General features: G+C 71.8%; 22 protein-coding genes and 2 pseudogenes. 12 read left to right on the top strand and 12 right to left on the bottom strand.

The annotated features are described in order from the left end of the window. Both FB157_RS19705 and FB157_RS19710 read left to right on the top strand, forming a co-directional pair. Positions 1-552 carry a hypothetical protein gene (locus FB157_RS19705; protein ID WP_145881516.1) on the top strand — a complete coding sequence of 184 codons (552 nt, stop codon included), beginning with the start codon at positions 1-3 and terminating at the stop codon, positions 550-552. Continuing rightward, positions 552-1,547, top strand: a complete 996-nt coding sequence (locus FB157_RS19710) for a serine/threonine-protein kinase (RefSeq protein ID WP_145881518.1) — start codon at positions 552-554, stop codon at positions 1,545-1,547. The genes FB157_RS19705 and FB157_RS19710 overlap by 1 nt, the downstream gene beginning before the upstream one ends. On the opposite strand, the gene FB157_RS19715 is transcribed toward FB157_RS19710, so the two are convergent. Further along, positions 1,544-2,818, bottom strand: coding sequence for a streptophobe family protein (locus tag FB157_RS19715; protein WP_145881520.1), 1,275 nt, complete (start codon positions 2,816-2,818; stop codon positions 1,544-1,546). The genes FB157_RS19710 and FB157_RS19715 overlap by 4 nt on opposite strands. A 183-nt stretch (positions 2,819-3,001) precedes the next feature. Between FB157_RS19715 and FB157_RS19720 the strand changes: the two are divergent. The 3 genes and pseudogenes from FB157_RS19720 to FB157_RS19730 form a co-directional block, all read left to right on the top strand. Continuing rightward, positions 3,002-4,219 (top strand): annotated as a pseudogene (locus tag FB157_RS19720) (DUF6777 domain-containing protein); the annotation flags it as partial. Between the two features lie 539 nt (positions 4,220-4,758). Beyond that, a complete protein-coding gene (locus tag FB157_RS19725; protein WP_145881523.1) occupies positions 4,759-5,211 on the top strand; it encodes an ATP-binding protein in 453 nt (150 codons plus the stop codon). 9 nt (positions 5,212-5,220) lie between these two features. Then, positions 5,221-5,646, top strand: coding sequence for a helix-turn-helix domain-containing protein (locus FB157_RS19730; protein ID WP_145881525.1), 426 nt, complete (start codon positions 5,221-5,223; stop codon positions 5,644-5,646). Between the two features lie 19 nt (positions 5,647-5,665). Here the strand turns inward: FB157_RS19730 and FB157_RS19735 are convergent, their stop codons facing one another. Next, entirely contained in the window at positions 5,666-6,871 is a 1,206-nt protein-coding gene (locus tag FB157_RS19735) for an epoxide hydrolase family protein (RefSeq protein WP_145881527.1), read from the bottom strand. 122 nt (positions 6,872-6,993) lie between these two features. Here FB157_RS19735 and FB157_RS19740 point away from each other — a divergent pair, with 122 nt between their 5' ends. Further along, positions 6,994-7,476 carry a VOC family protein gene (locus FB157_RS19740; protein WP_145881530.1) on the top strand — a complete coding sequence of 161 codons (483 nt, stop codon included), beginning with the start codon at positions 6,994-6,996 and terminating at the stop codon, positions 7,474-7,476. 249 nt (positions 7,477-7,725) lie between these two features. Here the strand turns inward: FB157_RS19740 and FB157_RS19750 are convergent, their stop codons facing one another. The 5 genes from FB157_RS19750 to FB157_RS19770 all read right to left on the bottom strand — a co-directional run bounded on the left by FB157_RS19750 (position 7,726) and on the right by FB157_RS19770 (position 13,427). Continuing rightward, positions 7,726-8,616 carry an aminoglycoside phosphotransferase family protein gene (locus FB157_RS19750; protein WP_145881531.1) on the bottom strand — a complete coding sequence of 297 codons (891 nt, stop codon included), beginning with the start codon at positions 8,614-8,616 and terminating at the stop codon, positions 7,726-7,728. Positions 8,617-8,713: 97 nt separating this feature from the next. Then, positions 8,714-9,598 carry a geranyl diphosphate 2-C-methyltransferase gene (locus FB157_RS19755; protein ID WP_145881533.1) on the bottom strand — a complete coding sequence of 295 codons (885 nt, stop codon included), beginning with the start codon at positions 9,596-9,598 and terminating at the stop codon, positions 8,714-8,716. Between the two features lie 49 nt (positions 9,599-9,647). Then, positions 9,648-10,700, bottom strand: coding sequence for a family 2 encapsulin nanocompartment cargo protein terpene cyclase (locus FB157_RS19760; RefSeq protein WP_145881535.1), 1,053 nt, complete (start codon positions 10,698-10,700; stop codon positions 9,648-9,650). Between the two features lie 16 nt (positions 10,701-10,716). Beyond that, positions 10,717-12,159: a family 2B encapsulin nanocompartment shell protein gene (locus tag FB157_RS19765; protein WP_145881537.1), complete on the bottom strand. Its 1,443-nt coding sequence runs from the start codon at positions 12,157-12,159 to the stop codon at positions 10,717-10,719. Between the two features lie 230 nt (positions 12,160-12,389). Next, on the bottom strand, positions 12,390-13,427 hold the full coding sequence (locus tag FB157_RS19770; RefSeq protein WP_145881540.1) for a zinc-binding alcohol dehydrogenase family protein: 1,038 nt from the start codon (positions 13,425-13,427) through the stop codon (positions 12,390-12,392). A 147-nt stretch (positions 13,428-13,574) separates the two neighbouring features. On the opposite strand from FB157_RS19770, the gene FB157_RS19775 reads away from it, so the two are divergent. Together FB157_RS19775 and FB157_RS19780 are read left to right on the top strand one after the other, a co-directional pair. Continuing rightward, positions 13,575-14,369 carry a VOC family protein gene (locus tag FB157_RS19775; protein WP_145881541.1) on the top strand — a complete coding sequence of 265 codons (795 nt, stop codon included), beginning with the start codon at positions 13,575-13,577 and terminating at the stop codon, positions 14,367-14,369. 44 nt (positions 14,370-14,413) lie between these two features. Continuing rightward, positions 14,414-15,106 (top strand): ribonuclease H, encoded by a 693-nt coding sequence (locus FB157_RS19780; protein ID WP_145881543.1) that lies wholly within the window; start codon positions 14,414-14,416, stop codon positions 15,104-15,106. Here FB157_RS19780 and FB157_RS19785 read toward each other — a convergent pair whose 3' ends face one another. Further along, positions 15,107-15,928, bottom strand: a complete 822-nt coding sequence (locus tag FB157_RS19785; RefSeq protein WP_145881545.1) for a tyrosinase MelC2 — start codon at positions 15,926-15,928, stop codon at positions 15,107-15,109. Positions 15,929-15,962: 34 nt separating this feature from the next. Beyond that, positions 15,963-16,337, bottom strand: a complete 375-nt coding sequence (locus FB157_RS19790) for an apotyrosinase chaperone MelC1 (RefSeq protein ID WP_145881547.1) — start codon at positions 16,335-16,337, stop codon at positions 15,963-15,965. 350 nt (positions 16,338-16,687) lie between these two features. On the opposite strand from FB157_RS19790, the pseudogene FB157_RS19795 reads away from it, so the two are divergent. The 3 genes and pseudogenes from FB157_RS19795 to FB157_RS19805 all read left to right on the top strand — a co-directional run bounded on the left by FB157_RS19795 (position 16,688) and on the right by FB157_RS19805 (position 19,844). Next, positions 16,688-17,648: pseudogene (locus FB157_RS19795) on the top strand (FAD-dependent monooxygenase). Between the two features lie 100 nt (positions 17,649-17,748). Next, entirely contained in the window at positions 17,749-19,242 is a 1,494-nt protein-coding gene (locus FB157_RS19800) for an MFS transporter (protein ID WP_145881548.1), read from the top strand. Continuing rightward, positions 19,239-19,844, top strand: a complete 606-nt coding sequence (locus FB157_RS19805) for a TetR family transcriptional regulator (RefSeq protein WP_145881551.1) — start codon at positions 19,239-19,241, stop codon at positions 19,842-19,844. Before FB157_RS19800 ends, FB157_RS19805 begins: the two co-directional genes overlap by 4 nt. Before the next feature lie 113 nt (positions 19,845-19,957). Here FB157_RS19805 and FB157_RS19810 read toward each other — a convergent pair whose 3' ends face one another. Further along, positions 19,958-21,637 (bottom strand): cholesterol oxidase substrate-binding domain-containing protein, encoded by a 1,680-nt coding sequence (locus FB157_RS19810; protein ID WP_261386379.1) that lies wholly within the window; start codon positions 21,635-21,637, stop codon positions 19,958-19,960. Between the two features lie 191 nt (positions 21,638-21,828). Here FB157_RS19810 and FB157_RS19815 point away from each other — a divergent pair, with 191 nt between their 5' ends. After that, positions 21,829-22,812 (top strand): aldo/keto reductase, encoded by a 984-nt coding sequence (locus FB157_RS19815; RefSeq protein WP_145881553.1) that lies wholly within the window; start codon positions 21,829-21,831, stop codon positions 22,810-22,812. Positions 22,813-22,827: 15 nt separating this feature from the next. Here the strand turns inward: FB157_RS19815 and FB157_RS19820 are convergent, their stop codons facing one another. After that, positions 22,828-23,481, bottom strand: a complete 654-nt coding sequence (locus tag FB157_RS19820) for a DUF2238 domain-containing protein (RefSeq protein ID WP_186581577.1) — start codon at positions 23,479-23,481, stop codon at positions 22,828-22,830. A gap of 107 nt (positions 23,482-23,588) precedes the next feature. After that, the gene (locus FB157_RS19825; protein ID WP_145881555.1) at positions 23,589-24,623 is read right to left on the bottom strand and encodes a hypothetical protein; all 1,035 of its coding nucleotides are present in this window, start codon (positions 24,621-24,623) and stop codon (positions 23,589-23,591) included. Positions 24,624-24,683 lie beyond the last annotated feature (60 nt).

The following is a 24,683-nucleotide window of genomic DNA, read 5'->3' on the forward strand; positions in this document are numbered from 1 at the left end:
ATGACGAAACAGCAGCCACCCGGATTCCGGCCGACCCACGTCGTGCCGCCGAACGGCATGCCCGCCTGGGAGGCCCCGGACCCCTCCCGGCCCACCGCGTCCCTCGACCCGCTGCTGCCCGTGGTGCTGCAGGAACGGGTCGGCGACTGGGGACACATCCGCTGCGCCAACGGCTGGGCCGCCTGGGTCGACGGCCGGCACCTGATCGCCGTACCCCAGGACCCGCCCGCCGGCGACGGCCCGCCCGCCGGCACCTCCGATCCGCGCCCGCTGCTGGCCCGTGCCGAGCAGGCCCTGGCCGACTACCGGTCCGCGGTGGAGGAACTCGCGGCCGGGGGCCTGGACGGGCAGTCCTTCGGGGACCGCACCCGCGGACTGCGCGTCGGTGTCGTGCTGGACGGCGAGTCCATGTGGGTGTACGACCCCGAGGAGGAACGCTGGCTGTACGGCGACGGACGGCGGCTGCACACCTACGCCACCGACCGGACGCCGTCGGACGAGGACACCGGGCACGCCGCCACCCGCTTCGTGGCCCCCAAGGGTGAGCCCTGATGGCCCGCCAGACCAGCCTGTCCTCCCGCCGGCCCTCGCAGCTCATCGGGTGCCAGGTGGCCGGCTACCTGGTGCAGAGCGAGATCGGCCGCGGCGGCATGGCCGTCGTCTACCGGGCCCGCGACCTGCGCCTGGACCGGACGGTCGCGCTCAAGCTGCTCGCCCCGGAACTCGCCCGCAACGACACCTTCCGGCAGCGCTTCACCCACGAGTCCCGGGTGGCCGCCGCGATCGACCATCCGCACATCGTGCCCGTCTTCGAGGCCGGCGAGACGGACGGCGTGCTCTACATCGCCATGCGGTACGTCCCCGGCAGCGATCTGCGCCATCTCCTCGACGAACGCGGACCGCTGCCGTTCGAGGCCGCCGTACGCATCGCCGGGCAGGTGGCCTCCGCGCTCGACGCCGCCCACGAACACGGCCTGGTCCACCGGGACGTGAAACCCGGCAACATCCTGGTGGCCCGGGGCACCGACAGCGAGCACCCGGAGCACGTCTACCTCACCGACTTCGGACTGACCAAGAAGTCGCTGTCCCTGACCGGGTTCACCAGCGTCGGCCAGTTCGTCGGCACCCTCGACTACGTGGCTCCCGAGCAGATCTCCGGGCGGCCCGTCGACGGGCGCTGCGACGTCTACGGCCTCGCCTGTGTCGTCTACGAGACCCTGGCCGGACACCCGCCCTTCGTGCGCGAGGACGACATGGCGCTGCTCTGGGCCCACCAGTACGACGAGCCGCCCCCGCCGAGCGACTCCCGCCCCGACCTCGTCCCGGGCGTCGACGCCGTGTTCGCCAGGGCCCTCGCCAAGAGCCCGGACGCCCGGTACGACACCTGCCTCGACTTCGTCGCCGCCCTGCGCACGGCCCCGACCGGCGGCGTCGGCCATGACGACGGTGAGGGTGACGGAGACGGCGAACCGGACACCGAGACGGACCTGCGGAAACCGGCCGAACCCCCGCAGCCTCCGGAGTGGGCTCGGCCCTTCTTCCGCTAGAGGGGCTTCGTCTCGACCTTGCCCCTCCGGTGCACCGGCCGGGCCAGCAGCGCGCCCAGGAAGCCGGCGGCCAGCCCCCACAGCACACCGAGTCCCACCGCCTGCCACAGCTGGGGTTCGAGGAACAGTTCCCCGGACAGACCGCCGCCAAGCTCGCCGATGCCGAGCAGGGACAGGCCGTAGTGCGCCGAGACCCGGCACAGCAGACAGATCATCAGCACTGTCAGGGCCAGGGCGACGGCCAGCCGCAGGGCGTGCTGCCAGGCCCGGACCCGGGCCGGGGACCGCGCCGCCATCAGGAAGGCGACCCCCGAGAGCGCCACCACCTCCGTGATCAGCAGCCACCACATCCCGTGGTCGTACTCGGTGAGCGTGCGCAGATTCAGCGTGGCGACATCGGGCGTGCGCAGGATCCGGTCCAGGACATGCGGCATCGACAGGCCGAACGGGCCCTCGACCCGGCCGTGCCAGGTGGCGCCCTGACCGAGGGAGAGAGCGAGCCAGGCCAGGTTGGGCAGGCCGAGCAGGATCACCGCGAACGTCTCGGCGACGTGCCCGCGCGTCACCGCCGACGCCAGCGCGGCGACGAGACCCAGGCCGACGTAGACCAGCAGGAGGACGACCATGGCGTGCGCGGTGGGGCGCACCGACTCCTGGCAGCGCAGCAGGCGCCCCGGCAGCGGTGCGCCGGGCGCGACCAGCATGGTCAGCACCAGCACCCCGGCCAGCCACAGCAGCCCGAACAGCACGGTCAGCGGCACGTTCGTGGTGAACCCGACCTTCGGAGTCGAGTCGAACAGGTCGGTGAGATCGCTGAGGGTGCCCTTGCCCACGTCCACGGCGAAGGTCTTCCGGGCGGCGAACGAGAGGCCGAGCAGCGCGAGCAGCCACAGCACCGCGATACGGGCGGCCCAGCCCGCCAGTTCCCGGGCCGAGGCGACCGCCCGGTGCCGCAGCGGCCGCAGAAAGCCCGCGCCGATCACCAGCGCACCGGCGAGGGTCACGGACAGCGGGATCACGGTGAGGCCTGCCCGGGCCTGCGCCAGCTCGCCCGCGTTGCCGGAGAGTTCGAGCGTGCCGCCGACCGCCGCGACCACGGTCGCCGTCACCACCCGGGGGAAGGCGCCGTCCGGCAGATCAGCGGCTCCGGCCGCCCACAGGCCCAGCGTGGCGAGTACGACCATGACGGCCAGCCCGGTCAGCACCGTGGCCGCGGCCTGTACCCAGCCGTGGCGGGCGACGGGCCGTGCGGGGACGGTCTCAGGGCTCACCCTTGCCACGCTAGGCAGCGTGCGGGCGCCCCGCCCGCCGGGTGGCCCGTCCGCGTCGGCTTGCGAGTCACATGGGGCAGGAGCACACAATAGGGGGAATTGTGTTGCAAAAGCACAGCAAACGGGACTTTCTCTGATATAAGACACGCTTCGCGACGGGAAGCGTGACGGGAAGAAGTGCTCGTGAGCGTCGAACCTCCGTCATCCGGCCGCCCGACGGGACCGCCTTCCGGCCCGCTCTCGGGACCCTCCCAGCCCCCCTCCGGACCGCCTGAACCACCACCCGGCCAAGGCTCCGGGGCAGGGGCCGGTGGACCGCACCGGCCGTGGTGGAGGTCCGCCCCGCGGGTGGCCGCCCTCACCGGCGTCGTGGTAGCCGCGGTCGTGGTGGCGTTGGTCCTCACCCGCCCCGGCGGCGGAGGCACCGCGCAGAGCGGCGAGGTCTTCCTGCAGGCCGCGAGCAAGACCGGCCCGGACCCCTTCACGGAGTCGACCGTGACGGAGAGTTCCGCCCCGCCGAAGGCCTCCGCCCCGGCCAACACCTCCACCCCGCCGAAGGCCTCCGCCCCGGCCAACACCTCCGCCCCGCCGAAGACCTCCCCGCCGAAGGCCTCCGCCCCGGCCAACACCTCCCGGGCGACCACCTCCGCACCCGCACACGTCAACCAGGTGCGCGTGGTCGACGGCGGTGCGCCGGGCCTCTACAGCGGTGTCCAGAGCCGCCCCAGCTGTGACGTCGGGAAGCAGATCAGGGCCCTGCAGGCCGATCCGGCCAAGAACCGCGCGTACGCGGAGGCGGTCGGCGTCCAGCCCTCCGCCGTCCCCAGCTACCTGCGCTCGCTCACCCCCGTGACGCTGCGTGCCGACACCCGCGTCACCAACCACGGCTACCGCAACGGCTCCGCCAGCCCCTACCAGGCCGTCCTCCAGTCGGGCACCGCCGTTCTGGTCGACGGACACGGTGTGCCCCGGGCGCGCTGCGCCTGCGGCAACCCGCTGGCCCCGCCGGTCGCCCAGCGCACCACGACACGGCAGACGGGCGACCACTGGGCGTCGTACCACCCCGCGAACGTCATCGTGGTGCGGCCCACCATCGTGGTCGTCAACGTCTTCGTGATCTACGACTCCCACCACGGCGACTGGTTCCACCGCCAGCGCGGCGATGACACCGGCCGCCACGACCAGCACACCAAGCCGCCCCGCGACACCCACCCCTGGAGCGTCCCGCCGACGCCGATGCCGACTTCGACCAGCCCCTCGAACTCGTCCTCGTTCTTCCTGTCCTCCTTGTCCCCCTCACCCTCGTCACCCTCGTCACCTTCGTCCCCTTCTTCGTCGTCCTCGACATCGGCTTCGCCCAGCTCCGAGTCGCCGTCGCCGTCGTCGTCACCGACGTCGCCGTCGTCCGAGTCGCCGTCGTCGGAGTCACCGACCTCCGAGTCACCGACCTCCGAGTCCCCGTCGTCGAAGTCTCCGTCGTCGGAGTCACCGACCTCCGAGTCCCCGTCGTCGAAGTCTCCGTCTTCGGAGTCACCGACCTCCGAGTCCCCGTCTTCGGAGTCCCCGAAGACGGAGAGCTCCACTTCGGGAGCGCCGTCCTCGAAGTCATCCGTGTCGGAGCCCCCGTCCAGCCAGGGTGAGTCCTCGAAGACCCAGCCGTCGGCGGCGAAGTCCAGTGCTCAGGAGCAGCCGTCGGCCCAGAACTCGCCCGCCGAGAACTCTCCGGCCGAGAACTCTCCGGCCGAGAACCCGCCCGCCCAGAACTCCCCGGCCGAGAACGCCCCGGCGACGTGAGCGGTCCCACAGTCCGGCCCCGGCGACTGTGACAAAGCTCGCTGTGCGCGGTCGGCGAACACTCCAGGGGACTGGCGGCCCCGGCTCGGGGTACGAAGACTGGTGCAACACTGAACGGCCGGATCGGGCTTCCAAGAGAGACACGCATGACCGCATACCTGGGCGGGGCAGTGATACCAACTGGTTTCGACGTACCCGTGGAGCCGCTGCGACGCGCGGCGCACTACACCGGCGAACCCGGATGCATCGGCGACGCACGGGCTTTCGCGGCCCAGTTCCTGCAGCAGCTGAGGACCGAGTGGTGCGCCGCCATCGACAGCCGGGCCGACGGCGAGCTGCTCCTCGTCGTGAGCGAGCTGGTCACCAACGCGGACCGGCACAGCAGCGGCCCGTACATCCTGGAGCTGGAGGGTACGGACACCGCCGTCACGGTGGTGGTGTACGACAGCAGCTCGGCGCTGCCCCGACGGTTCCCGAAGGACCCCGAGCGCGTCGGCCGGCACGGTATGGAGATCGTGCACGCCCTGGCCGCGCAGGTGACCGTGGAGCGCGTGCCGGTGGGCAAGCGCGTGTGCGCGCGGGTGGAACTCGCGTCCTAGGGTGAGGGTGTGAGTAACCAGGTGAGCAACGAAGCCCGTGTGATCCCGCTCCGCCCGGAGCCCGACCGCCCGGAGTCGAACCGCCCCGAACCGGTCCGGACGGACGCTCCGGAGCCCGCGCCCAGGGAGCCCCTGTGGCGTGATCTGGTCGGTGAGGTGCTGCGCCGTGAGCGGCTGGCGCAGGAGCGCACGCTCCGGGACGTGGCCGACGAGGCCCAGATCTCCCTGCCCTATCTCTCCGAGATCGAGCGCGGCCGCAAGGAGGCCTCCTCCGAGGTCCTCGCGGCGGCCGCCCGCGCACTCGGCCTCGGCCTCGGCGATCTGCTGTCGCTGACGCAGGGCGAGCTGACCCGGCACACCGCCGCGGGCCGCCGTACGGCCGCGGTGCCGCAGCGCTCGTACCAGCCGTACAACGGGTTGTGCCTGGCGGCCTGAGGCGCCGGCCCCGGTCCGCTCAGCCGTTGCCCTTCTCGCGGAGCTGCCGGAAGAAGGCCCGGAGGTCGGCCGCCAGCAGGTCCGGTTCCTCCAGGGCCGCGAAGTGCCCGCCCCGGTCGAACTCCGTCCAGCGCACGATGTTCTCGGTCCGGTCCGCCCTGTGGCGCAGCGGGATCTGGAGCTCGGCCGGGAACAGGGCGAGAGCCGTCGGCACCGTGGACGGCTCGGCGGGCCGCGTGGTATGGCCGTGCGCGTGGGCCCGCTCGTAGTAGATGCGCGCGGACGAACCGGCCGTGCCGGTCAGCCAGTACAGTATGACGTTCGTCAGCAGCCGGTCCCGGTCGACGGCCTCCTCCGGCACCTCCTCGGAATCGGTCCACTCCCGGAACTTCTCGACGATCCAGGCGAGTTGACCGACCGGCGAGTCCGTCAGCGCGTACCCGAGGGTGTGCGGCCGGGTGGACTGCAGGACGGCGTAGCCCGTGCCCTCGCGCGACCACTGCGCCCACCTTCGCCACGAGGCGAGGGTGTTCTCCCGTTCCCGCGCGCCGAGCCCGCTCAGTTCCACCGCGTCGGGCTCGGCGGCGGCCTGGGCGCCCGGCAGCAGGGTGAGGTGGACGCCGATCACCCGGTCGGGACGGGCGCGGCCCAGCTCCCGGGAGATCACCGCGCCCCAGTCACCCCCGTGCGCGCCGAAGCGCTCGTAGCCGAGCCGCCGCATCAGCTCCGCCCAGGCGTCGGCGACCCGGGCCGGCTCCCAGCCGGGCTGGGTGGTGGGCCCGGAGAGACCGAAGCCCGGGAGCCCCGGCACCACGACATGGAACGCGTCGGCGGCCTCGCCGCCGTGTGCCACCGGGTCGGTGAGCGGGCCGACGACGTCCAGGAACTCGACGATCGACCCCGGCCAGCCGTGGGTCAGGATGAGCGGGGTCGCGTCCGGCTCGGGGGAGCGCACATGGGCGAAGTGGACGTGCGCCCCGTCCACCGTGGTGGTGAACTGCGGCCACTCGTTCAGCCGTGCCTCGGCGGCCCGCCAGTCGTACTCGTGCCGCCAGTACCGGGCCAGATCCCGCAGGTAACCGTCGGGAACGCCGTACTCCCAGCCCGCCCCCGGCAACTCGGCCGGCCAGCGGGTGCGGTCGAGGCGGTCGTACAGGTCGTCCAGCTCGCTCTGCGGGACCGACAGTCGAAACGGCCGGATGGTCTCGGCGGACGCAGACGTCATGGCCCGGATGCTAGTGCCCGGCGGGCCGCGTCCCCGGGAAGCCGGTCGTTGGCCGGCCGATGAGTTTCGGGGTGCGGGCCGGTCGATACACATGACCGTGTTCCACGCCCCAGGAGGTGCGCATGACCACCGACGGATTCACCACGTGTCTCTGGTTCGACGGCCAGGCCGAGGAGGCCGCCGACTACTACGTGTCGATCTTCAAGAACTCCAGTGTCGGCCGCGTCGGCCGCTTCACCGAGGCCGGGCCCGGACCGGCCGGTTCCGTGGTGGCCGTGGAGTTCACGGCCAACGGGCAGAAGTTCGTCGCGCTCAACGGCGGCCCCCAGTTCAAGTTCAACGAGGCGATCTCGTTCCAGATCTTCTGCGCCGACCAGGAGGAGATCGACCACTACTGGAACCGGCTCACCGAGAACGGCGGCGAGGGCGGCCCCTGCGGCTGGCTCAAGGACCGCTACGGCGTCTCCTGGCAGGTCGTCCCCGACCGCCTGATCGACATGATCGGCGACCCGGACCCGGAGAAGGCGACCCGCACCAGCCGCGCCATGCTGAGCATGGGCAAGCTCGACATCGCCGAGCTGGACAGGGCGTACTCGGGCGAGTAGGCCGTCCCGCGACGGGCCGGGCCGCAGGGCCCGTCGTCACGTTCCCGTCCGCCCCGCGAATGTGACGACCGGCCCTAGGCCCTGTCGTCAAATTCCCGTCTGCCCCACGACGCCTGGCACGCACTCTCGCCGCACCGGGCGAAAGCCCAAGTACGTCCAGTACGAGGACTTCCGCCCGGCACGCCGAGAGCACGCACCAGACGCCGCGAGGCCGCCCTTCGGGCGACGACGGGAATTTGACGACAGGACCTAGCCGGCCTCGGCGAGGATCTCGGCGATCACATGCCGGGAGTTCTCCGCGAGCGCCGGGTTGGTGTGCCAGTAGTACGGCAGCTGGATCAGCGAGATCGACAGCGCCCAGCCCCGCCCGCGCGCCCACTCGGCGTCGTCGGCGCCCACGGTCTTGCGGAAGGTGTCTCGGGCGGTCGCGGGCAGCAGGTTCCAGGCCACGATCAGGTCCACGGCGGGATCGCCGGTCCCGGCGCAGCCGAAGTCGATCACCGCACTCAGCCGCCCGTCGGCCACCAGCACGTTCCCCGGGGACAGATCGCCGTGCATCCAGGCCGGTGGCCCGGCGTGCGCCGGGGCGCTCAGCGCACGCTCCCACAGAGCTGTCACCGGGGCCGTGTCGATCCTGCCGGTGAGCTGCGCCAGGGCCGCACGGGTCGGCTCGTCGCGGTTCGCGAGCGGGACGCCCCGGCCGGCGGACGGTCCGTCCCCGAGGCCGGTCCGGCGCAGCGCTGCCACGAACGCCCCCAGTTCCTCGGCCAACCGCTCCGGCGCCTCGACGGCACCCGCGACCGGGTTGCGCCCTTCCAGCCAGCGGTACACCGACCAGGGCCACGGAAAGCCCTCGCCCGGTTCGCCGAGCCCGACCGGCTCGGGCGTGGCCACCGGAACGCGTGCCCCGAGGAGCGGCAGCCAGCGCTGCTCGTGCACCACGTCGGGCACGGCGCCGGGACGCCGGGGCAGCCGCACCACCAGTTCCGTCCCCAGCCGGAACATCGCGTTCTCGGTGCCGGAGGACTTCAGGCGCCGGACGGGCAGCGACGCCCAGGCCGGGAACTGCCGTGCGATCATCCGCCCGACCAGCGCCGCGTCGATCTCGACCTCGTCCTCGTGCATCTTCACCGCACACATGGGGCCCCATCCAACGGCCCGGCGCGTGCCCTGTCGAGCGAAATACCGAGAGGGGCGGCGTCGTCGGACACCGCCCCCGCCCGTCGGCCTGCCGGTATCAGACCCGGTCGGCCACGATCAGCAGGTACTGGAAGCTGCCGTTGCGGTACGCGGACAGGAAGGTGTCCTCGATGCCGGTGACCAGGTGGTCAGCCTCCTTGCGCAGTTCCCAGTACGGGATGGTGGCCTGCGTCAGGTCCTCGACGTGCACCGGCACCAGCCGGTTGCGGGCCATCGCGCGGAAGTACTCCGACCTCGGGTGGATGTCGCAGATGTAGTGCGCGTTGATCAGGGACACCTCGCGCGAGGCCTGCCCGTAGGTGTCGTTGTAGCAGCCGGTGATCACCACGTACCGTCCGCCGCGGCGCAGCAGCCGGGCGTGCTCGGCGAACAGCAGGTCCAGCTCGACGTACATGGTCGACTCGTTGTTCCACGACGCGGCGTACGCGCCCGACTCGAAGCCGGTGTCGAGCATGTTGCGGTGGTGGTAGCGCACCTTGCCGTCGATGCCCCGCTTGCGGGCCATCTCGTTGGCGAAGTCGGCCTGCTTGGCGGAGATCGTGACACCGTCGGAGTGGCAGCCGTGGCGCAGGTTCGCCACGACGCTGCCGCCGCCCCGGCCGCAGCCGGCGTCGAAGACACGGTCGGCGGGGGTGAGCGGGCCGAGGTGGCCGGCCAGCAGTTCGGCCTGGGCGTGCTCCAGACGGTGCAGTTCACCGGTGACCCGCGTCCTGCGCAGGTCCGGGTCGGGCTCGTCGAGTACCGACCAGTCGGCGTCCCCGATGCCGTAGTGGTGGTGGTACAGGTCGTCGATCTTTCCGAGTTCGAGGTTGACCGGGTTCTCCTCGGCGTTCCAGTAGTCCGCGACACGGGTCTGGTACGTGGACTGGGTCGGCACCGGAGCTGACGTGGGGGTCTTCCGGGCGACAGGGGCGGTGGTCAACAGTGGCTCCTCGAAGTGCGTCTGACGGTGTTTCGGAGAACTGGTGTGATCACCAGTAGTCGGGAAGGTGGTAGCGGCTGGTGTTGGTCGAGTGCCACTCGTGGTTGCCGGCGACCCAGGCGGACAGCCCCTGGGCGTAGCGCTCGACGAGGGGCGAGGTGGCGGACAGGAGGGCGGACTCCTCCTCGAAGGTCTCCATGATCCGGTTGTGGATCTCGACGGACTTCAGATAGGCCGCCTTCAGTCCGCGCCGGTCGTTGGCGGCGACCACCTGGGGCAGATTGAGATGGTCCGGATCGCTCGCCAGCTCCTTGGTGAAGGAGTACAGGTCGTTCATGATGGTGGTCGCGTTGCACGCGAGGGCGGTGATCCGCTGGATCTCCGGCCGGGCGTAGACCTGTTCGGGCAGTTCGTAGCCGTCCACCGCGTCGACGAGCGACAGACAGGGGCGGAAGTTGTTGAACTGCCGCATCACCAGGTACTCCCAGACCCGCGGCACGTACTTGGTCTCCATCCAGGCGGCCTCGCCCAGGTAGCCCATGTGCAGCCGGGCCATGTCGTGCACGAACCGGCCGGTCTGGCTGGGCGTGGCGATGGCCGCGTAGTCCGCGAGGGCGAAGTGGTACGAGCGCAGCGGACCGTCGGCCCGGATGCCCTCGCGCCACTCCTCCTCCAGCTCCGGGATGCCGTGGAAGGGGTCGAGCGCCGACTGGGCGATGATCAGCGGGCCGCCGAGGCCGCGCCGTGATCCGCCCCGGCCCTCGTCCTCCTCGCAGTAGCAGGAGTCGACGATGTTCTCGGCGAGCAGCAGCTTGCCCGCGGCGGTGAGGCGGTCCAGGTCGAGAGCGCCGGGATGCTGGAGCACGACGGCCCGGCCGAACTGGAAGTCCGAGAAGTCTCCGGTCCAGGCCTCGGGAAACAGATCCAGGTCGCGGGCCCAGGCTTCGAGCCGGCGGTCGATCTCGGCGGCCTTCTCCGGGTCGGCGGGAACGGCCGGCTGGTAGCGCAGTCCGGGGATCACGCCGGTGCGCCGCGGCCGGCGCAGGCTCTGGGCGATGTTCGGCGGCCCGGGGAGCGCGTAGGAGTGGGTGGGTGTGCTCATGGCGTGCTCCAGGCCGTCAGCCGGCGGTCCGGCCGAGCTGGACGTTCTCCAGGATCCCGGCGGCATCGGGGACCAGGACGGCCAGCGAGTAGTAGGCGGTGACGAGGTATTTGATGATCGCGGCGGTGTCGATACCCATGAAGCGGACGTTCAGGCCCGGCTGGAACTCCTCCGGGATACCGGTCTGGTAGAGGCCGATGACGCCCTGGTCGGCCTCGCCGGTGCGCAGCGCGATGATGCTGGTGGTGTGGTCGTCGCTGATCGGGATCTTGCTGCACGGATAGATCGGGACACCGCGCCAGGCCGGGATCTCGTGCCCGTCGATGTTCGCGGAGGCGGGCATCAGACCGCGCCGGTTGCACTGCCGGAAGAAGGCCGCGATCGCCTTCGGATGCGCCAGGAACACCTTGGTCTTGCGGCGCATGGAGAGCAGCTCGTCCATGTCGTCGGGCGTCGGCGGCCCGGTGAAGGAGCTCATCCGCTGGCCGTAGTCGATGTTGTGCAGCAGCCCGAACTCGCGGTTGTTGACCAGCTCCCACTCCTGGCGCTCACGGATCTCCTCGACCGTGAGGCGCAGCTGCTGCTGGGTCTGGTCCATCGGGCTGTTGTAGAGGTCGGCGACCCTGGTGTGCACCCGCAGCACGGTCTGGGTGAGTGACAACTCGTATTCACGAGGGGCGAGTTCGTAGTCCACGAAGCCGCCGGTCAGTGTCTGCTCGCCGACGTGGCCGGCCTGTACCGGCACTTCCGCCTCACCCTTGCGGTTCATCGGCCTGCGCTGCTGCTCGACGTACGCGCGGAGATGGGCGGCGAGGGACGGCACCCGCTCGGTGAACTCCTGGACGACGTCCCAGGACAGCGCCAGCACCACACCGGCCGTCTCCGCCCGCACCGAGGTGAGCCACAACGGGTCGGACTGGCCGACCGCCTCGTCGCCCATCTGGTCGCCGTCCGTGACGACCCCGACGATCTCCTCCTGGCCGTACTTGCCGGCCGCGAACCGGGTGAACCGGCCGTGCACCACCAGGTACGCCTCCGTGACCGGCTGTCCGGCCTCGAACAGCACCTGGCCCGGGCGCACCTCCCGGGGCTGGAAGCGGGTGGCCATCTCCCGCAGCACGTCCAGGTCCGAGTACCCGCGCAGGATGGGCAGTTCGGTCAGTGTCTCGGGAATGACCCGGATGTCGTCGGCGCCGTTCTGCTCGAAGTGCACGCGCCCGCGTCCGGTACGCAGCTGCAGACGGCGGTTGACCCGGTACGTGCCGCCCTTGACGTCCACCCACGGCAGGGTCTTCAGCAGCCATCGCGAGGTGATGGCCTGCATCTGCGGTTCGGACTTGGTCGTGGTGGCGAGGTTGCGGGCCGCCCGCGTGCTCAGGCTGGTGAGCCGCCCGTCGGTCGGGGGCCCGGGATCGGGTTCGTCGACTGCGGAACCTGTGGCGATGTCCGGAGTGGACACATTCCCTCCTGCGGAGAGGCGAACGGGGGTGATGGGGATGGGTCGGTGGTGCGCGGGGTGCCGGTGCGCTCCGACCAGCCAAACAGGACGCGTGATCTTCGGGTACAGCGCGAAGGGGGCGCCTTTGATCAACAGTGGTGCACACCCGCCGTCGAGAGCGTTGCGAGTCGGTGTTCGTGATCACGCGCGTGAACTCTGCCTCCGCACGCGGTGAATCCTCACGTTTGCGCTCAGGAAAGATCGTTCACCAGCACGGCTGCCCCGTCGAAGCGTCCGGCCTTGAGGTCTTTCAGGGCCTGTGGCGCCCGCGACAGGGGATACGTGTGCGTCGTCGCGCGGACTTCGTGCAGCGCGGCCTTCTCCAGGAACTCGCGCCCGTCCGCGCGTGTGTTGGAGGTGACGCTGCGCAGTTCCTTCTCGTAGAAGAGGTCGGTCTCGTAGTGCAGCGGCGGTACGTCGCTCAGGTGGATGCCCGCCACGGACAGCACACCGCCGCGGTCCAGTGCCCGCAGCGCGACCGGGACCAGGTCGCCGACCGGCGCGAACAGGATCGCGCTGTCGAGGGGCTCCGGCGGCGGGTCGTACGCGTCGCGTGCCGAGGCGGCGCCCAGTTCGAGGGCCAGCTGCCGGGCGGCCGCGCCGCGCGTGAGGACGTGCACCGTGGCGCCCTCGGCGATGGCCACCTGCGCGCACAGATGCGCGCTGCCCCCGAACCCGTACAGCCCGAGCCGGCCGCGCGGCGGCAGCGAGGCGCGTCGCAGCGCGCGGTAGCCGATGATCCCGGCGCACAGCAGTGGCGCCAGTGGCACGTCGTCGACCGCGCCCGGGAGCCGGTAGGCGAAGTCCGCCGGTACGGTCGTGTACTCGGCGTAGCCGCCGTCGGCGTCCCAGCCGGTGTACCGGGACCGCGGGCACAGGTTCTCGGCGCCCCGCAGGCAGTACGCGCACGCGCCGTCGGTGTGCCGCAGCCAGGCCACGCCCACCCGGTCGCCCACGGTGAAACCCTCGACTCCCGTCCCGAACCCGGCGACCTCGCCCACCACCTCGTGTCCGGGGGTCACCCCCTGCCGGTGCACCGGCAGGTCCCCCTCGGTGACGTGCAGATCGGTGCGGCACACTCCGCAGGCGCGGACGTGGACCAGCAGCTCGTCGTCCCCGGGCACGGGCACCGGTCGCTCGACGAACCGGAGGGGATCCTCCTCCACCGGCGCGGGCCGGGTCAGCGACCACGCCCGCGTCGTCCCTGTCGTCGCCGTCAACTCCGACATTCCGCGCTCCGTCTCGCCGAAGCCCGCCGTCTCTCCGGGCTCCCCCGTCCAGTGTCGGGCAGGTTCACCCGTTCGGCGCGCGGGCCGACCCAGGGATGACTAGCGTGAGAATACGGACAATCCGCCTCACCGGAGAGGGCCGCGACCATGGCCGTGCAACCTGAGGGAACGCCCTGCTGGGCCGACGCGATGTTCACCGACGTCGAGGGCGCCAAGAAGTTCTACGGCGAGGTCCTCGGCTGGACCTTCGGCGATGCGTCGTCGGAGTACGGCAACTACACACAGGCCTATGCGAACGGCAGGGCGGTGGCCGCGGTCGTACCGCCGATGCCCGGCCAGGAGGGGCAGTCGCAGTGGTGCCTGTACTTCGCGTCGCCGGACGCCGCGGCCACCGCGGCCAGGATCCGGGAGAGCGGCGGTGAAGTGCTGATGGAGCCGATGCAGGTCGGTGACTTCGGCACGATGTGTCTGGCTCTCGAGCCCAGCGGTGCCGTGTTCGGCGTGTGGCAGGCGGGTGTTCACGAGGGCTTCGAGGCGACGGCGGTGCCGGGCGCCTACACCTGGGCCGAGGTCTTCACCCGTGACCCCGACAAAACGGACACCTTCCTCACGGCCGTCTTCCCGTACGCGGCGAAGCAGCTCGAGGACGACGGGGTCGACTTCCGTGTCTTCAACCTCGGCGACGACACGGTCCTGGGCCGGATGCGGATGACCGACGAGTTCCCGCCCGAGATCCCGTCGTACATCAACGTGTACTTCGGCGTCGACGACTGCGACGCGGCCGTGGCCCGGGCCACGAAGCTGGGCGGCATTCTGCGCTTCGGGCCCATGAGCAGCCCCTTCGGCCGGTTCGCGGCGCTCAGCGACCCGCAGGGCGCGAACTTCTCCGTGATCGACACCACGACGACCGAGGGTGACAGGCCCAGCTTCCAGGAGATCTGACCAGGTCCTGACCAGGTACGAGCGGCGGCCGGCGCGGCCATGGCATGATCGACCGCATGCGTGAACGTGTGGTGGCCGCGTGCGACGGGGCTTCGAAGGGAAACCCCGGACCGGCCGGATGGGCATGGGTGGTCTCGGACGACGAGCGGACCCCGGCCCGCTGGGAGGCGGGCCCGCTCGGCCGGGCCACCAACAACGTCGCCGAACTGACCGCGCTGGAGCGCCTGCTGACGGCCGTCGAACCGGACGTGCCGCTGGAGATCCGCATGGACTCTCAGTACGCGATGAAGGCGGTCACCACCTGGCTGCCCGGCTGGAAGCGCAACGGCTGGAAGACGGCCGCCGGAAAGCCGGTCGCCAACCAGGAGCTGGTGGTCCGCATCGACGAGCTGCTCGACGGCCGCTCGGTCGAGTTCCGCTACGTGCCCGCCCACCAGGTCGACGGCGACCCGCTGAACGACTTCGCCGACCGGGCCGCCAGCCAGGCCGCCTCGGTCCAGGAGGAGGCCGGCAGTGCCCTCGGCTCCCCGGAGCCGCCCCCGTCGCCCGACACCCCCAAGGCAGCCGCCCCGCGCCGCAAGGCGCCCCGCCGGACCGACGGCGGAGCGTCCTCGCGCACCATCAAGGCGAAGTTCCCCGGCCGCTGCCTGTGCGGCCGCAGCTACGCGGCCGGCGAGTCCATCGCCAAGAACGCGCAGGGCTGGGGTCACCCGGAGTGCCGTACCGCCGAGGCCTGATCAGCTGTCGAACGTGTAGAACTTCGTGTGGTCCAGCAGGTCCGACGGGCGCACGTTGTTCCACGGCTTCATCGTGTCGTTCAGGTCGACGACGTCGGGCGTCCCGCCGGTCGGCACGTAGGCGGAGTCCGGGTGCCGGCGCTGCCACTCGGCCCACAGCTTGTCGACGTAGGCATGGTGCAGCCAGAACACCGGGTCGTTGGGGGAGACCCCGGTGGCCATCTGCCCGCCGACCCACACGTGGACCCGGTTGTGCAGATTGACCCCGCGCCAGCCCTCGAGGTTGTTGCGGAAGCCGTCGGAGGAGCTGTTGTACGGCGCCGCGTCGTACGTCGACATGGCCAGCACGGACTCCACCTCCGCGCCCGTCGGCAGCTCACGCACGGCCGTGCCGAGCGACCGGCGCAGGAACGTACGGCCGTCCACGCGGATGCTCATCGGCCAGTTGCCGGTGGACCCGGCGAACGGGCCGTCCATCACCCGGCCGTCGCTGCTGCGCCCGGTGCCGCCGAGGAAGTCCGGCGCCCACAGCGAGGCGCGTACGGTGCGGTCGGTGCTCCAGTCCCAGTACGGCAGGGCGACCGAGGAGTCGACCGCCTGCAGGGCCTGCTCGAAGTCGAGCAGGAATCTGCGGTGCCAGGGCAGGAAGGACGGGGAGCGGTGGCCGGTCCGTTCACCGCTGTCGGTGTCGGCCATTATGAAGCCGTTGTGCGTGCGGACGAACTCGTCGTAGCGCCCGCTGCGCTTCAGTTCGAGGACGGCGTTGACGAAACGGCGCTTCTCGTCGGCGGTCAGAGTGGCCTGGTTCTTGCGAACGGTCATGTGCGTGGTGCTCCGGTTGTCCTGGCGGGGGCGGTCAGTTGGCGGGGAACGGCAGCAGCGGGGCGCCCTGCAGCTCGTCCACCGCGGCACGGGCGGCGGCGCGCGGCGTGGGCACCGGGTCGTAGTGGCTGACGACGCTGATCCAGCTGCCGTCCGCGTTCCGCATCACGTGCAGCTCCACCCCGTCGACGAACACGGAGTAGCCGCCGCCGTGTTCGTGGTGGTGACCGCCCATGCTCATCGGACGGCCCTGTATCCGGCGGCCCTTGTAGACCTCGTCGAAGGAATCCGGTGCGCCGTGCGGGTGTTCGGCGGCCGAGGCGCCGGGTGCGACGAGCGCGGCGGCCGAGGCCGTTGCGGCCAGGGCGGCCGCCGCGGTGAGCGCGCGGCGCCGGGTGATTTCGGGCATGCGTGTCCTCCTGTGGGGGAGTTCGAGTGGTGACTCCGCATGCCTACCTGGCCGCCCGGGAGGGGAAGAAATCACCCGGAACCGGTTGGCTGCGATCCGGACAATTGGTCACATGTCGTGGAAGATTGAACAAAGATGATCTTGCTGCGGGGATGGGCTCCTCTGCTGCGGAACGGGGAATTCCTTGCCGGGACGTCCCGGAATCCGGTGATCTTTCTCGTTCGCGATCCGTCCGAGTGGCGCGGGTCACCGCGCCAGACTGACGCGATCCGGAAGTCCGGCCGTACCCTTCAATCCCGCTACCCTGCGGTGCCGTTCAGTCACGAGTGGTGATCGTCAGGGGTGTGTGCGTGAAGGTCGTCCGTGTCGGAGGCGGGCCCGCGGGCCTGTACCTCGCCATCCTGCTCAAGCGGCAGAACCCCGCCCACGACATCACCGTCCACGAGCGAGGTCACGGCTCCCGACCTGCCCGGGGCGGACCTGGTCGTGGCGGCCGACGGCGTCCACAGCGCACTGCGCACCCGCCACGCCGACCACTTCGGCACGCAGCTCGCGGAGGGCCGCAACCACTACCTCTGGCTCGGTACCACCAAGGTCTTCGACGCCTTCACCTTCGCCTTCGTGGAGACCGGGCACGGCTGGATCTGGTGCTACGGCTACGGCTACAGAGGCGAACACAGCACCTGCGTCATGGAGTGCGCCCCGCAGACCCTCACCGGCCTCGGCCTGGACCGGGCGGACGGGGGCGAGGGGCTCGCGCTGCTGGAGAAGCTCTTCTGCCACATCCTCGACGGCCACCCCCTCATCGCCGGCCGTGGCGCCCCCTGGCCGACCTTCCGCACCCTCACCAACCGCACCTGGCACCGCGGCAACCTCGTCCTGCTCGGCGACGCCGCCCACACCACCCGCTACTCCATCGGCGCGGGCACCACCCTCGCCCTGGAGGACGCCCTGTGCCTCGCCGCCGCCCTGGGCGAGCACACGACCCTCCCCGAGGCGCTCGCCGCCTACGAACGGCAGCGCAGGTCCGAACTGCTCTGCGCGCGGAGCGCCGCCCGCTGCAGCGCCCGGTGGTACGAGAACCTGCCCCGCTACATCCACCTGCCCCCGCACCGCATGTTCGCCCTGCTCGGCCAGCGCCACTCCCCGCTGCTGCCGTACGTCCCGCCGCAGCTCTACTACGGCATCGACAAGGCGGCAGGGCGGCTGGAAGTCCTGCGCAGGTTCAAGCGCTGGCTGGGCCCCAGGGCGGCCCGCGCCCTGCACGCCAGGGCGACGGCGCACCGGGGCCGGCGCACCCCGCTCAGCTGACGGGCGGCCGCGGTGTGGGGTGAAATCTTGGGTGAATGGCCATTCACTCGATAAGGTGAATTCCTATTCACCGTTCAGTCCGACGTTCCCAGGAGCGCCCATGGGCCACCCCGCCCCGATACCCCAGCCGCCCGGCACGTCCACCGCGGCGCCCCGGCTGCGGGACCGCCTCACCATCCCGGTGCTCGCGTCGGGCGGCATCCTCATGGCCGTCATGCAGACCGTGGTCGTACCGCTCCTGCCCGACCTGCCACGGCTGACCCACGCCTCGGCGGCCGCGGTCTCCTGGATGGTCACCGCGACCCTGCTGGCCGGGGCGGTTCTCACCCCCGTGCTCGGCCGGGCCGGCGACATGTACGGCAAGCGCCGGGTGCTCACCGCCGCGCTGGGCCTGATGACCGTCGGCTCGGTGATGTGCGCGCTGTCCGCCGACATCGGCGTGCTCATCACGGCCCGTGCCCTCCAGGGCGCCGCCGCCTCCGTCGTGCCGCTCTCCATCAGCATCCTGCGCGACGAGCTCCCGCCCGAGCGCCGGGGCTCGGCGGTGGCGCTGATGAGTTCCACGGTCGGCATCGGCGCCGCCCTCGGCCTGCCGCTCGCCGCGCTGGTCGTCCAGTACGCCGACTGGCACACCATGTTCTGGCTGACCAGCGCCCTGGGCGCACTCGGCGTCGCGGCCACCTGGTGGGCGGTCAGGGAGTCGCCGGTGCGCGAGCCCGGCCGCTTCGACGTCCTGGGCACGCTGGGCCTGGCCGCCGGGCTGGTGTGCCTGCTGCTGGGTGTCTCCCAGGGCGGCCAGTGGGGCTGGGGCAGCCCCCGGATCCTCGGGCTGTTCCTCGCGGCCGCCGTCGTCCTCGCCCTGTGGTGGTGGCAGCAGCTGCGCGCCGAGCGGCCCCTGGTCGACCTGCGCCTGGTCACCCGGCCACGGGTGGGCCTGTCCCACGTGGCGGCCCTGCTGACCGGGTTCGCCTTCTACGCCAACTCGCTCGTGACCGCCCAGCTGGTGCAGGCGCCGAAGGCCACCGGTTACGGCCTCGGGCTGTCCATCGTCGCCACCGGCCTGTGCCTGCTGCCCGGCGGCGTCACCATGCTGCTCTTCTCGCCCCTGTCCGCCCGCATCTCCACCGCGCGCGGCCCGCGCGTCACCCTCGCCCTCGGCGCCGCCGTCATCGCCTGCGGCTACGCGGTCCGCATCGCCGACAGCCGCGACCTGTGGATGATCATCCTCGGTGCCACGGTGGTGGCGACCGGCACCACCCTTGCCTACTCCGCGCTCCCCACGCTGATCCTGCGGGCCGTCCCGGCCGCCCAGACCGCCTCCGCGAACGGCGTCAACGTCCTCATGCGCACCATCGGCCAGGCCGTCTCCAGCGCCGCCGTCGCCGCCGTCCTCGTCCACCACAGCAGTCCCGTCGGCGGTGTTCCGGTGCCCACACTGCACGGCTATCTGCTGGCCTTCGCGATGGCCGGCGCCATAGCCCTGGTCGCCTGTGCCGCGGCCCTGTCCATCCCGGGCGACGAGCCCTCCGGCGACACCCGGCGGGCCGGACGAGCCACCCGGGGCGCGCGTGACGAGGCGATGGAGGGAGCATGAGTGCCGTGAGTACTCCATCCGGCCCCCGAACGCACGTCTCCGAAACCCCTGCGCGCCGGGACGCCGAGGCCACCAAGGCGGTCATCCTCAAGGCCGCCCGCTACCTGCTGGCCCGGCACGCGCACGCCGACATCACGCTGAAGGCCGTCGCCGAACGGGCCGGTGTCAGCCCGCCGTTGATCCTGAAGTACTTCGGCAACAAGGACGCCCTCTTCGCCCGCGTGATGTCCTTCGACACCGACGCGGACGACCTGCTCGACGCGCCCCTGGAGCAGCTGGGCCGCCACATGGTCCGCCATGTGCTCGCCAGCCAGCGCGAGCGCGGCACCGACCCGCTGGTGCGCATCGCCTTCGCGCCGCTGCAGGGCGACCACGGCGAGATCCTGCGCGCCAACTTCCGGGCCCAGGTGACCGAACGCCTCGCCGCCCGGCTCACCGGCCCCGACGCGGGCCTGCGCGCCGAACTCGCCGTCGCCGGCCTCCTCGGGCTCGGGGCGATGTACGGCATCGCGCGCGGCCCGCACCTGCGCGAGACCGACGTAGACGCCATCGCCGACCGCTACGGGCCCCTCGTTCAGGAACAGCTGACGCCCGGCACCTGAGTCACCCGACGGCCTGGGGGCGGGGCAGCAGCGCCTCCGCGCAGGCCCGGTCTCCTCGCAGACCTCGACGAGGGCCACTGCTTCGAGGCGTAGTCGGCCGCTCCGGGGCGAAGTCAGCGCAGCAGACGGTCGAGGAAGCCGTTCCCGAACACCCGGTGCGGGTCCAGACGGTCGAGGATCCCGACCGCCTGCTCCCAGACGCCCGCGTCGAACGAGCCGGGCACGGCCGAGCCCAGCACCTCCGGGTCGCTCCAGGCGGCGTCCCCGGTGTACGCCCAGCCCTTGGACCACTCCACGCGGGCCAGGGCGTACCCGCCGTCGTACGTGTCCAGCAGGAACCGCTCCAACTCGCGCAGGAACGCCTCCGCGTACGGCGTCCCCGGCAGGGTCAGCACGTCCAGCCACACCGCGGTGTCCCACTCGGGGCGGGCCCCGCTCGGCCGCAGCGCGGACAGCAGCGGGGCGCGGGCGCCCGCGACGCCCGTGTCGGCGGGGTCGTCGAGGCCGGTCACCCGGATCTCCACCGAGCCGTTCACCGGGAACCGGCCCAGCGCCGCGTACGCCTCGAGCCGCTCCCGGTAGTGGGTGGTGAACTCGTGCACCACCCGCTGCACCCCGGCCCGTGTGGTGAGGATCGCGTACCCGTTCGCCGTCACCCGCAGCGTGGTGGGACGCAGGTACAGCAGGGTGTTCTTCGACGGCCCCCACAGATCGGCGGACAGTGTGGCCGCCAGCCCCAGGCCGGCCATGTCGAGCTGCGCGTTGCCGAGCACCGGGGCCAGGTACCAGGCCGCGTCCGTGAACATGCGCCCCACCAGGTCGGCCACGGGGGGCGGCACGCTGTCGGAGAAGGGGTAGTTGTACGGCGAGGTGACGTGGCGTGAGGTGAGCGGTTTGACGGGGGCGACGCTCCACTCCTTCAGCCACGGGAACTCGGTGAAGGCGAACCAGATGGTCTCGACCCGGCCCGATCGCCGCAGGAACGTCTCCAGAGTGCGCCCGCGGGCGCCGGGCGCCGCGAACAGTTCGGAGGCCGGGACGTCGGTACGGCTGACACAGCGCAGGTCGCTGTCGGGCCCGACCCGCAGGACCACCTCCGTGACGAAGGACCGGCCGAGATGGGCGAGGAGCGCGGCGCAGTCCGCCTCGGCGCGGTGGAACGTCCGCAGGACGTAGGCCCCGGCGGCCTCGTCCCACACCACCGCGGTCAGCTCCAGCACCCGGTTGCTCAGCGAGCCGTACGTCGTGCCGGCCGGCGGGCGCTCACCGTCGGCCGGCACGGCCGTGCCGTGCGCGTCGACCGCCAGGGCACCGCCGAGAGTGAGGTCACCGGGCGCGGGTGTGGCGGTGAGCCCGAGACCGTGCGCCTCCAGAAAGGTGAGCAGGGCTTCGAGGGTCACGCCCGTACCGGCCCGCACCGCCGACGCCTCCTCCAGTGCCACGCCGGTCAGTCGGGGTGCGGTGTCGACCAGCAGGACGCGGGTGTCCGCCGTGGTGCCCTCGGTGACCGTCAGCGGCGACCAGCCGTGCGAGCTGCCCCGCGCGCGCACCCGCCACCCGTTGCGCCACGCCCAGTTGACGACGGAGAGCACCTGCTCGGGGGTGCCGGGCGCGCAGGCCCACAGCCCGTCCGCGGTGATCTCGCCCACCCAGTTGCGGTACGCCGAGCGGTGGAGCGCCACCTCGGCCGGAAACCCCGGGAGTTCGGCCGCGGCGAGAGCCGGATCCGCCGCCACGAGCACGGGTACGGCGGCCAGCGCGGCGGCGGCGCGCAGGAGGCCGCGACGGCTCACGGGCGCCGAACCTCCGCTTGAGGAAGGGAAGTTGGTCGCTGAACGATCGATCACGGACTCAAGCTAAGGGCCGCTTTACGGGAACCGGCGTTCCGTCGAGTCCTCAATCACTCATGTGGGTGAAACACATGCGGACTCCCGCCGGAGCGAGGCGTTCCGCGGGACGCGGGACCTGGTGACACACTGACGCCATGGACGAACGCGTAATCGGCAGGTCGGGTCAGCGTGCATCGGTCGTCGGACTCGGCACATGGCAGCTGGGCGCCGACTGGGGCGACGTGGACGACAAGGAAGCCCGCTCCGTCCTCGAGGCGGCGGCCGAGTCCGGGGTCACATTCTTCGACACGGCCGACGTGTACGGCGACGGCCGCAGCGAGTCGGCCATCGCCGCCTTCCTGGGCGGCCGGCCCGATCTGCACGTGCTCGTCGCCACCAAGATGGGCCGCCGGGTCGAGCAGATCCCCGAGAACTACGTCCTGGACAACTTCCGGGCCTGGAACGACCGCTCCCGCCGCAACCTCGGCGTCGACCGCCTCGACCTGGTGCAGCTGCACTGCCCGCCCACCCCCGTCTACTCCTCGGACGAGGTGTTCGACGCCCTCGACACCATGGTGGCCGAGGAGCGGATCGCCGCGTACGGCGTGAGCGTGGAGACCTGCGCCGAGGCGCTGACCGCGATCGCCCGGCCGAACGTGGCGAGCGTGCAGATCATCCTCAACCCGTTCCGCATGAAGCCCCTGTACGAGGTGCTCCCGGCGGCACGGCAGGCGGGCGTCGGCATCATCGCGCGCGTGCCGCTCGCCTCCGGGCTGCTGTCCGGCAAGTACACGAAGGACACGGTGTTCGCGGCCGACGACCACCGCACCTACAACCGGCAAGGCGAGGCCTTCGACCAGGGCGAGACCTTCTCCGGCGTCGACTACGCGACCGGAGTCGAGGCGGCCGCCGAGTTCGCCGCGCTCGCCCCCGAGGGGTACACCCCGGCCCAGCTGGCCCTGCGCTGGATCGCCGAGCAGCCCGGCGTGACCACGGTCATCCCCGGAGCCCGCAACCCGGAGCAGGCCCGGGCCAACGCGGCCGCAGCCAAGCTGCCGCCGCTGCCCGCGGAGGCGTTCATCGCGATCCGCGAGCTGTACCAGCGCCGGATCAAGGACCAGGTGGAGCAGCGCTGGTAGGTGCGCTCCGGGCGGTCAGCCGGCCGTACGGGCCTCCAGGGCGGCCAGCTGACGGTCGTGCACCCTGCTGAGCAGCAGCAGCGACAGCACTGCGCCGATCAGGGCGCAGAACATGTCCCACTGGGTGTCCCACACATCGCCCTGGGTGGCGAGGAAGGCGTGCGCGCCGTGCCCGCCGATCACGGCGGCCGCCCACTCCAGCAGTTCGAAGCAGGCGCTGAAGGCGAGGCAGGCGCACACGGTGAGCGGGGCCAGCCAGCGGCTGCCGCGCAGCGGCGAGGTGCGGGTGAGCAGTTCGCGGACGAGGACGGCCGGGACGAAGCCCTGCATCAGGTGCCCGAACCGGTCGTACGGGTTGCGGGACAGACCGAAGGTGTCCCGCACCCAGTCGCCGGCCGGCACCTGCGCGTAGGTGTAGTGGCCGCCGACCGCGAGGACCAGCGCGTGCACGGCCAGCAGCCCGCACAGCAGCCCGGTCAGCGGGAAGCGCCGCCAGACCAGCACCACCAGGGGCAGCCCGGCCAGTGCCCAGACCGTTTCCAGGAACCAGGTCGTGCGGTCGCGCACGTCCCACGCCGACACGGCGAGGCCCACGGCCACCACGCCCGCGAACAGGGCGGGCGGCACGCGGCGCGGTGCGGGCAGCGGGGCGGGGTGCACTGCGGTCATGGGGGCTCCTTGCGGGAGGAGAGGAAGGAGCCCCCATCGTGGCGGCGGCCGGCGGGCCCGGGCATGAGTACCGCTACTCAGCCCGGACTGAGGACGCCCGCCGGGCCCTACGACTGGCTTCCGCGTGCTCCGCGCAGCGCGGTCAGACAGGTGCCGATGGCCTGCTGGAGGTCCTCCAGACGCTGGAGCATGTCGTCCTCGTAGAAGTCCTGGGCGTCGTCGAAGGTCAGCTCCTCGAACGCCCGGGTCGCCTTCTGCAGGCTGCTGTAGAACTTCGTCCGCCGCTCCTGGACCCGCAGCTCGGGGTCGGCCTCGACCGTCTCGGCGACGAGGGACTTCAGGGTGTCGTAGGCCTCGGTGGCCCACTCGCCGGTGTCCTCGCCGTCCTCCAGCTCGTCGATCAGCGACAGATGCCGCTCGGCCTCCTCGCGCAGCCCGACGGGCGCGTCCACGGTCTGCCCGGCCGGTGTCCTGATCTGTCCGGACTCGGCGATCTGCCGGACGTAGCCGATCCGGTCGGCCGAGCGGCTCTCGCTCGCCACGGCCTTCTTCAGGTCGTCCGTGCGCACGACGTCCCGGGCCAGCTCGGCCTGCAGGTCCGGGTCCTCCTTGAGCCGGTCCAGCAGGGCCGAGCGGGCGGCCCGGGCGGTGGAGGGGTCGGCGAGGATCGCGGCGCGCAGCGCGGTGGGGTTCTCGGCGACCTCCAGGGCCTTGGTGGGACGGATGCCCTCGGCCTCGGCGGCCTGCGCGATGGCGGTGCCGCGCTCGGAGGTGGCGCTGTTTCGGGAGACGTAGTAGCTCAGCCAGACGTCGGCGTCCGGCAGCTCGACGTCCTGGCCCGGCCGGAGCCCCTCGAAGTGCGGGACGAGCCCGTCGTCGGCCGCGCGGTCCCAGGCCTTGTAGTAGCGCATGACCCGCTCGGGCGAGCAGCCGGCCAGCTCCGCGAACTCCTTCGCCGACACCTTCGGCGTCTCACCGGATGCCTGTCCGCCCGGCCGCACGCTGCGCGCCACCATCAGCGCGAAGGCCCAGCCGCCGGTGCGCGCGTAGACGCCGAACTCGCGTGCGTCCCGCGCCACGAGGTCGGACAGGGGCGACGCGGTCGGCACGTACGTCTCGGACGGGTCGGTCGCAAGGGTCACGGATGACTCTCCTGGAGGCATGTCTGGGCGGGACCGCACTCGGTGCGCGAGTGCGCTGGA

It is taken from the genome of Streptomyces sp. BK340, from assembly GCF_007827595.1.
Classification (GTDB): domain Bacteria; phylum Actinomycetota; class Actinomycetes; order Streptomycetales; family Streptomycetaceae; genus Streptomyces.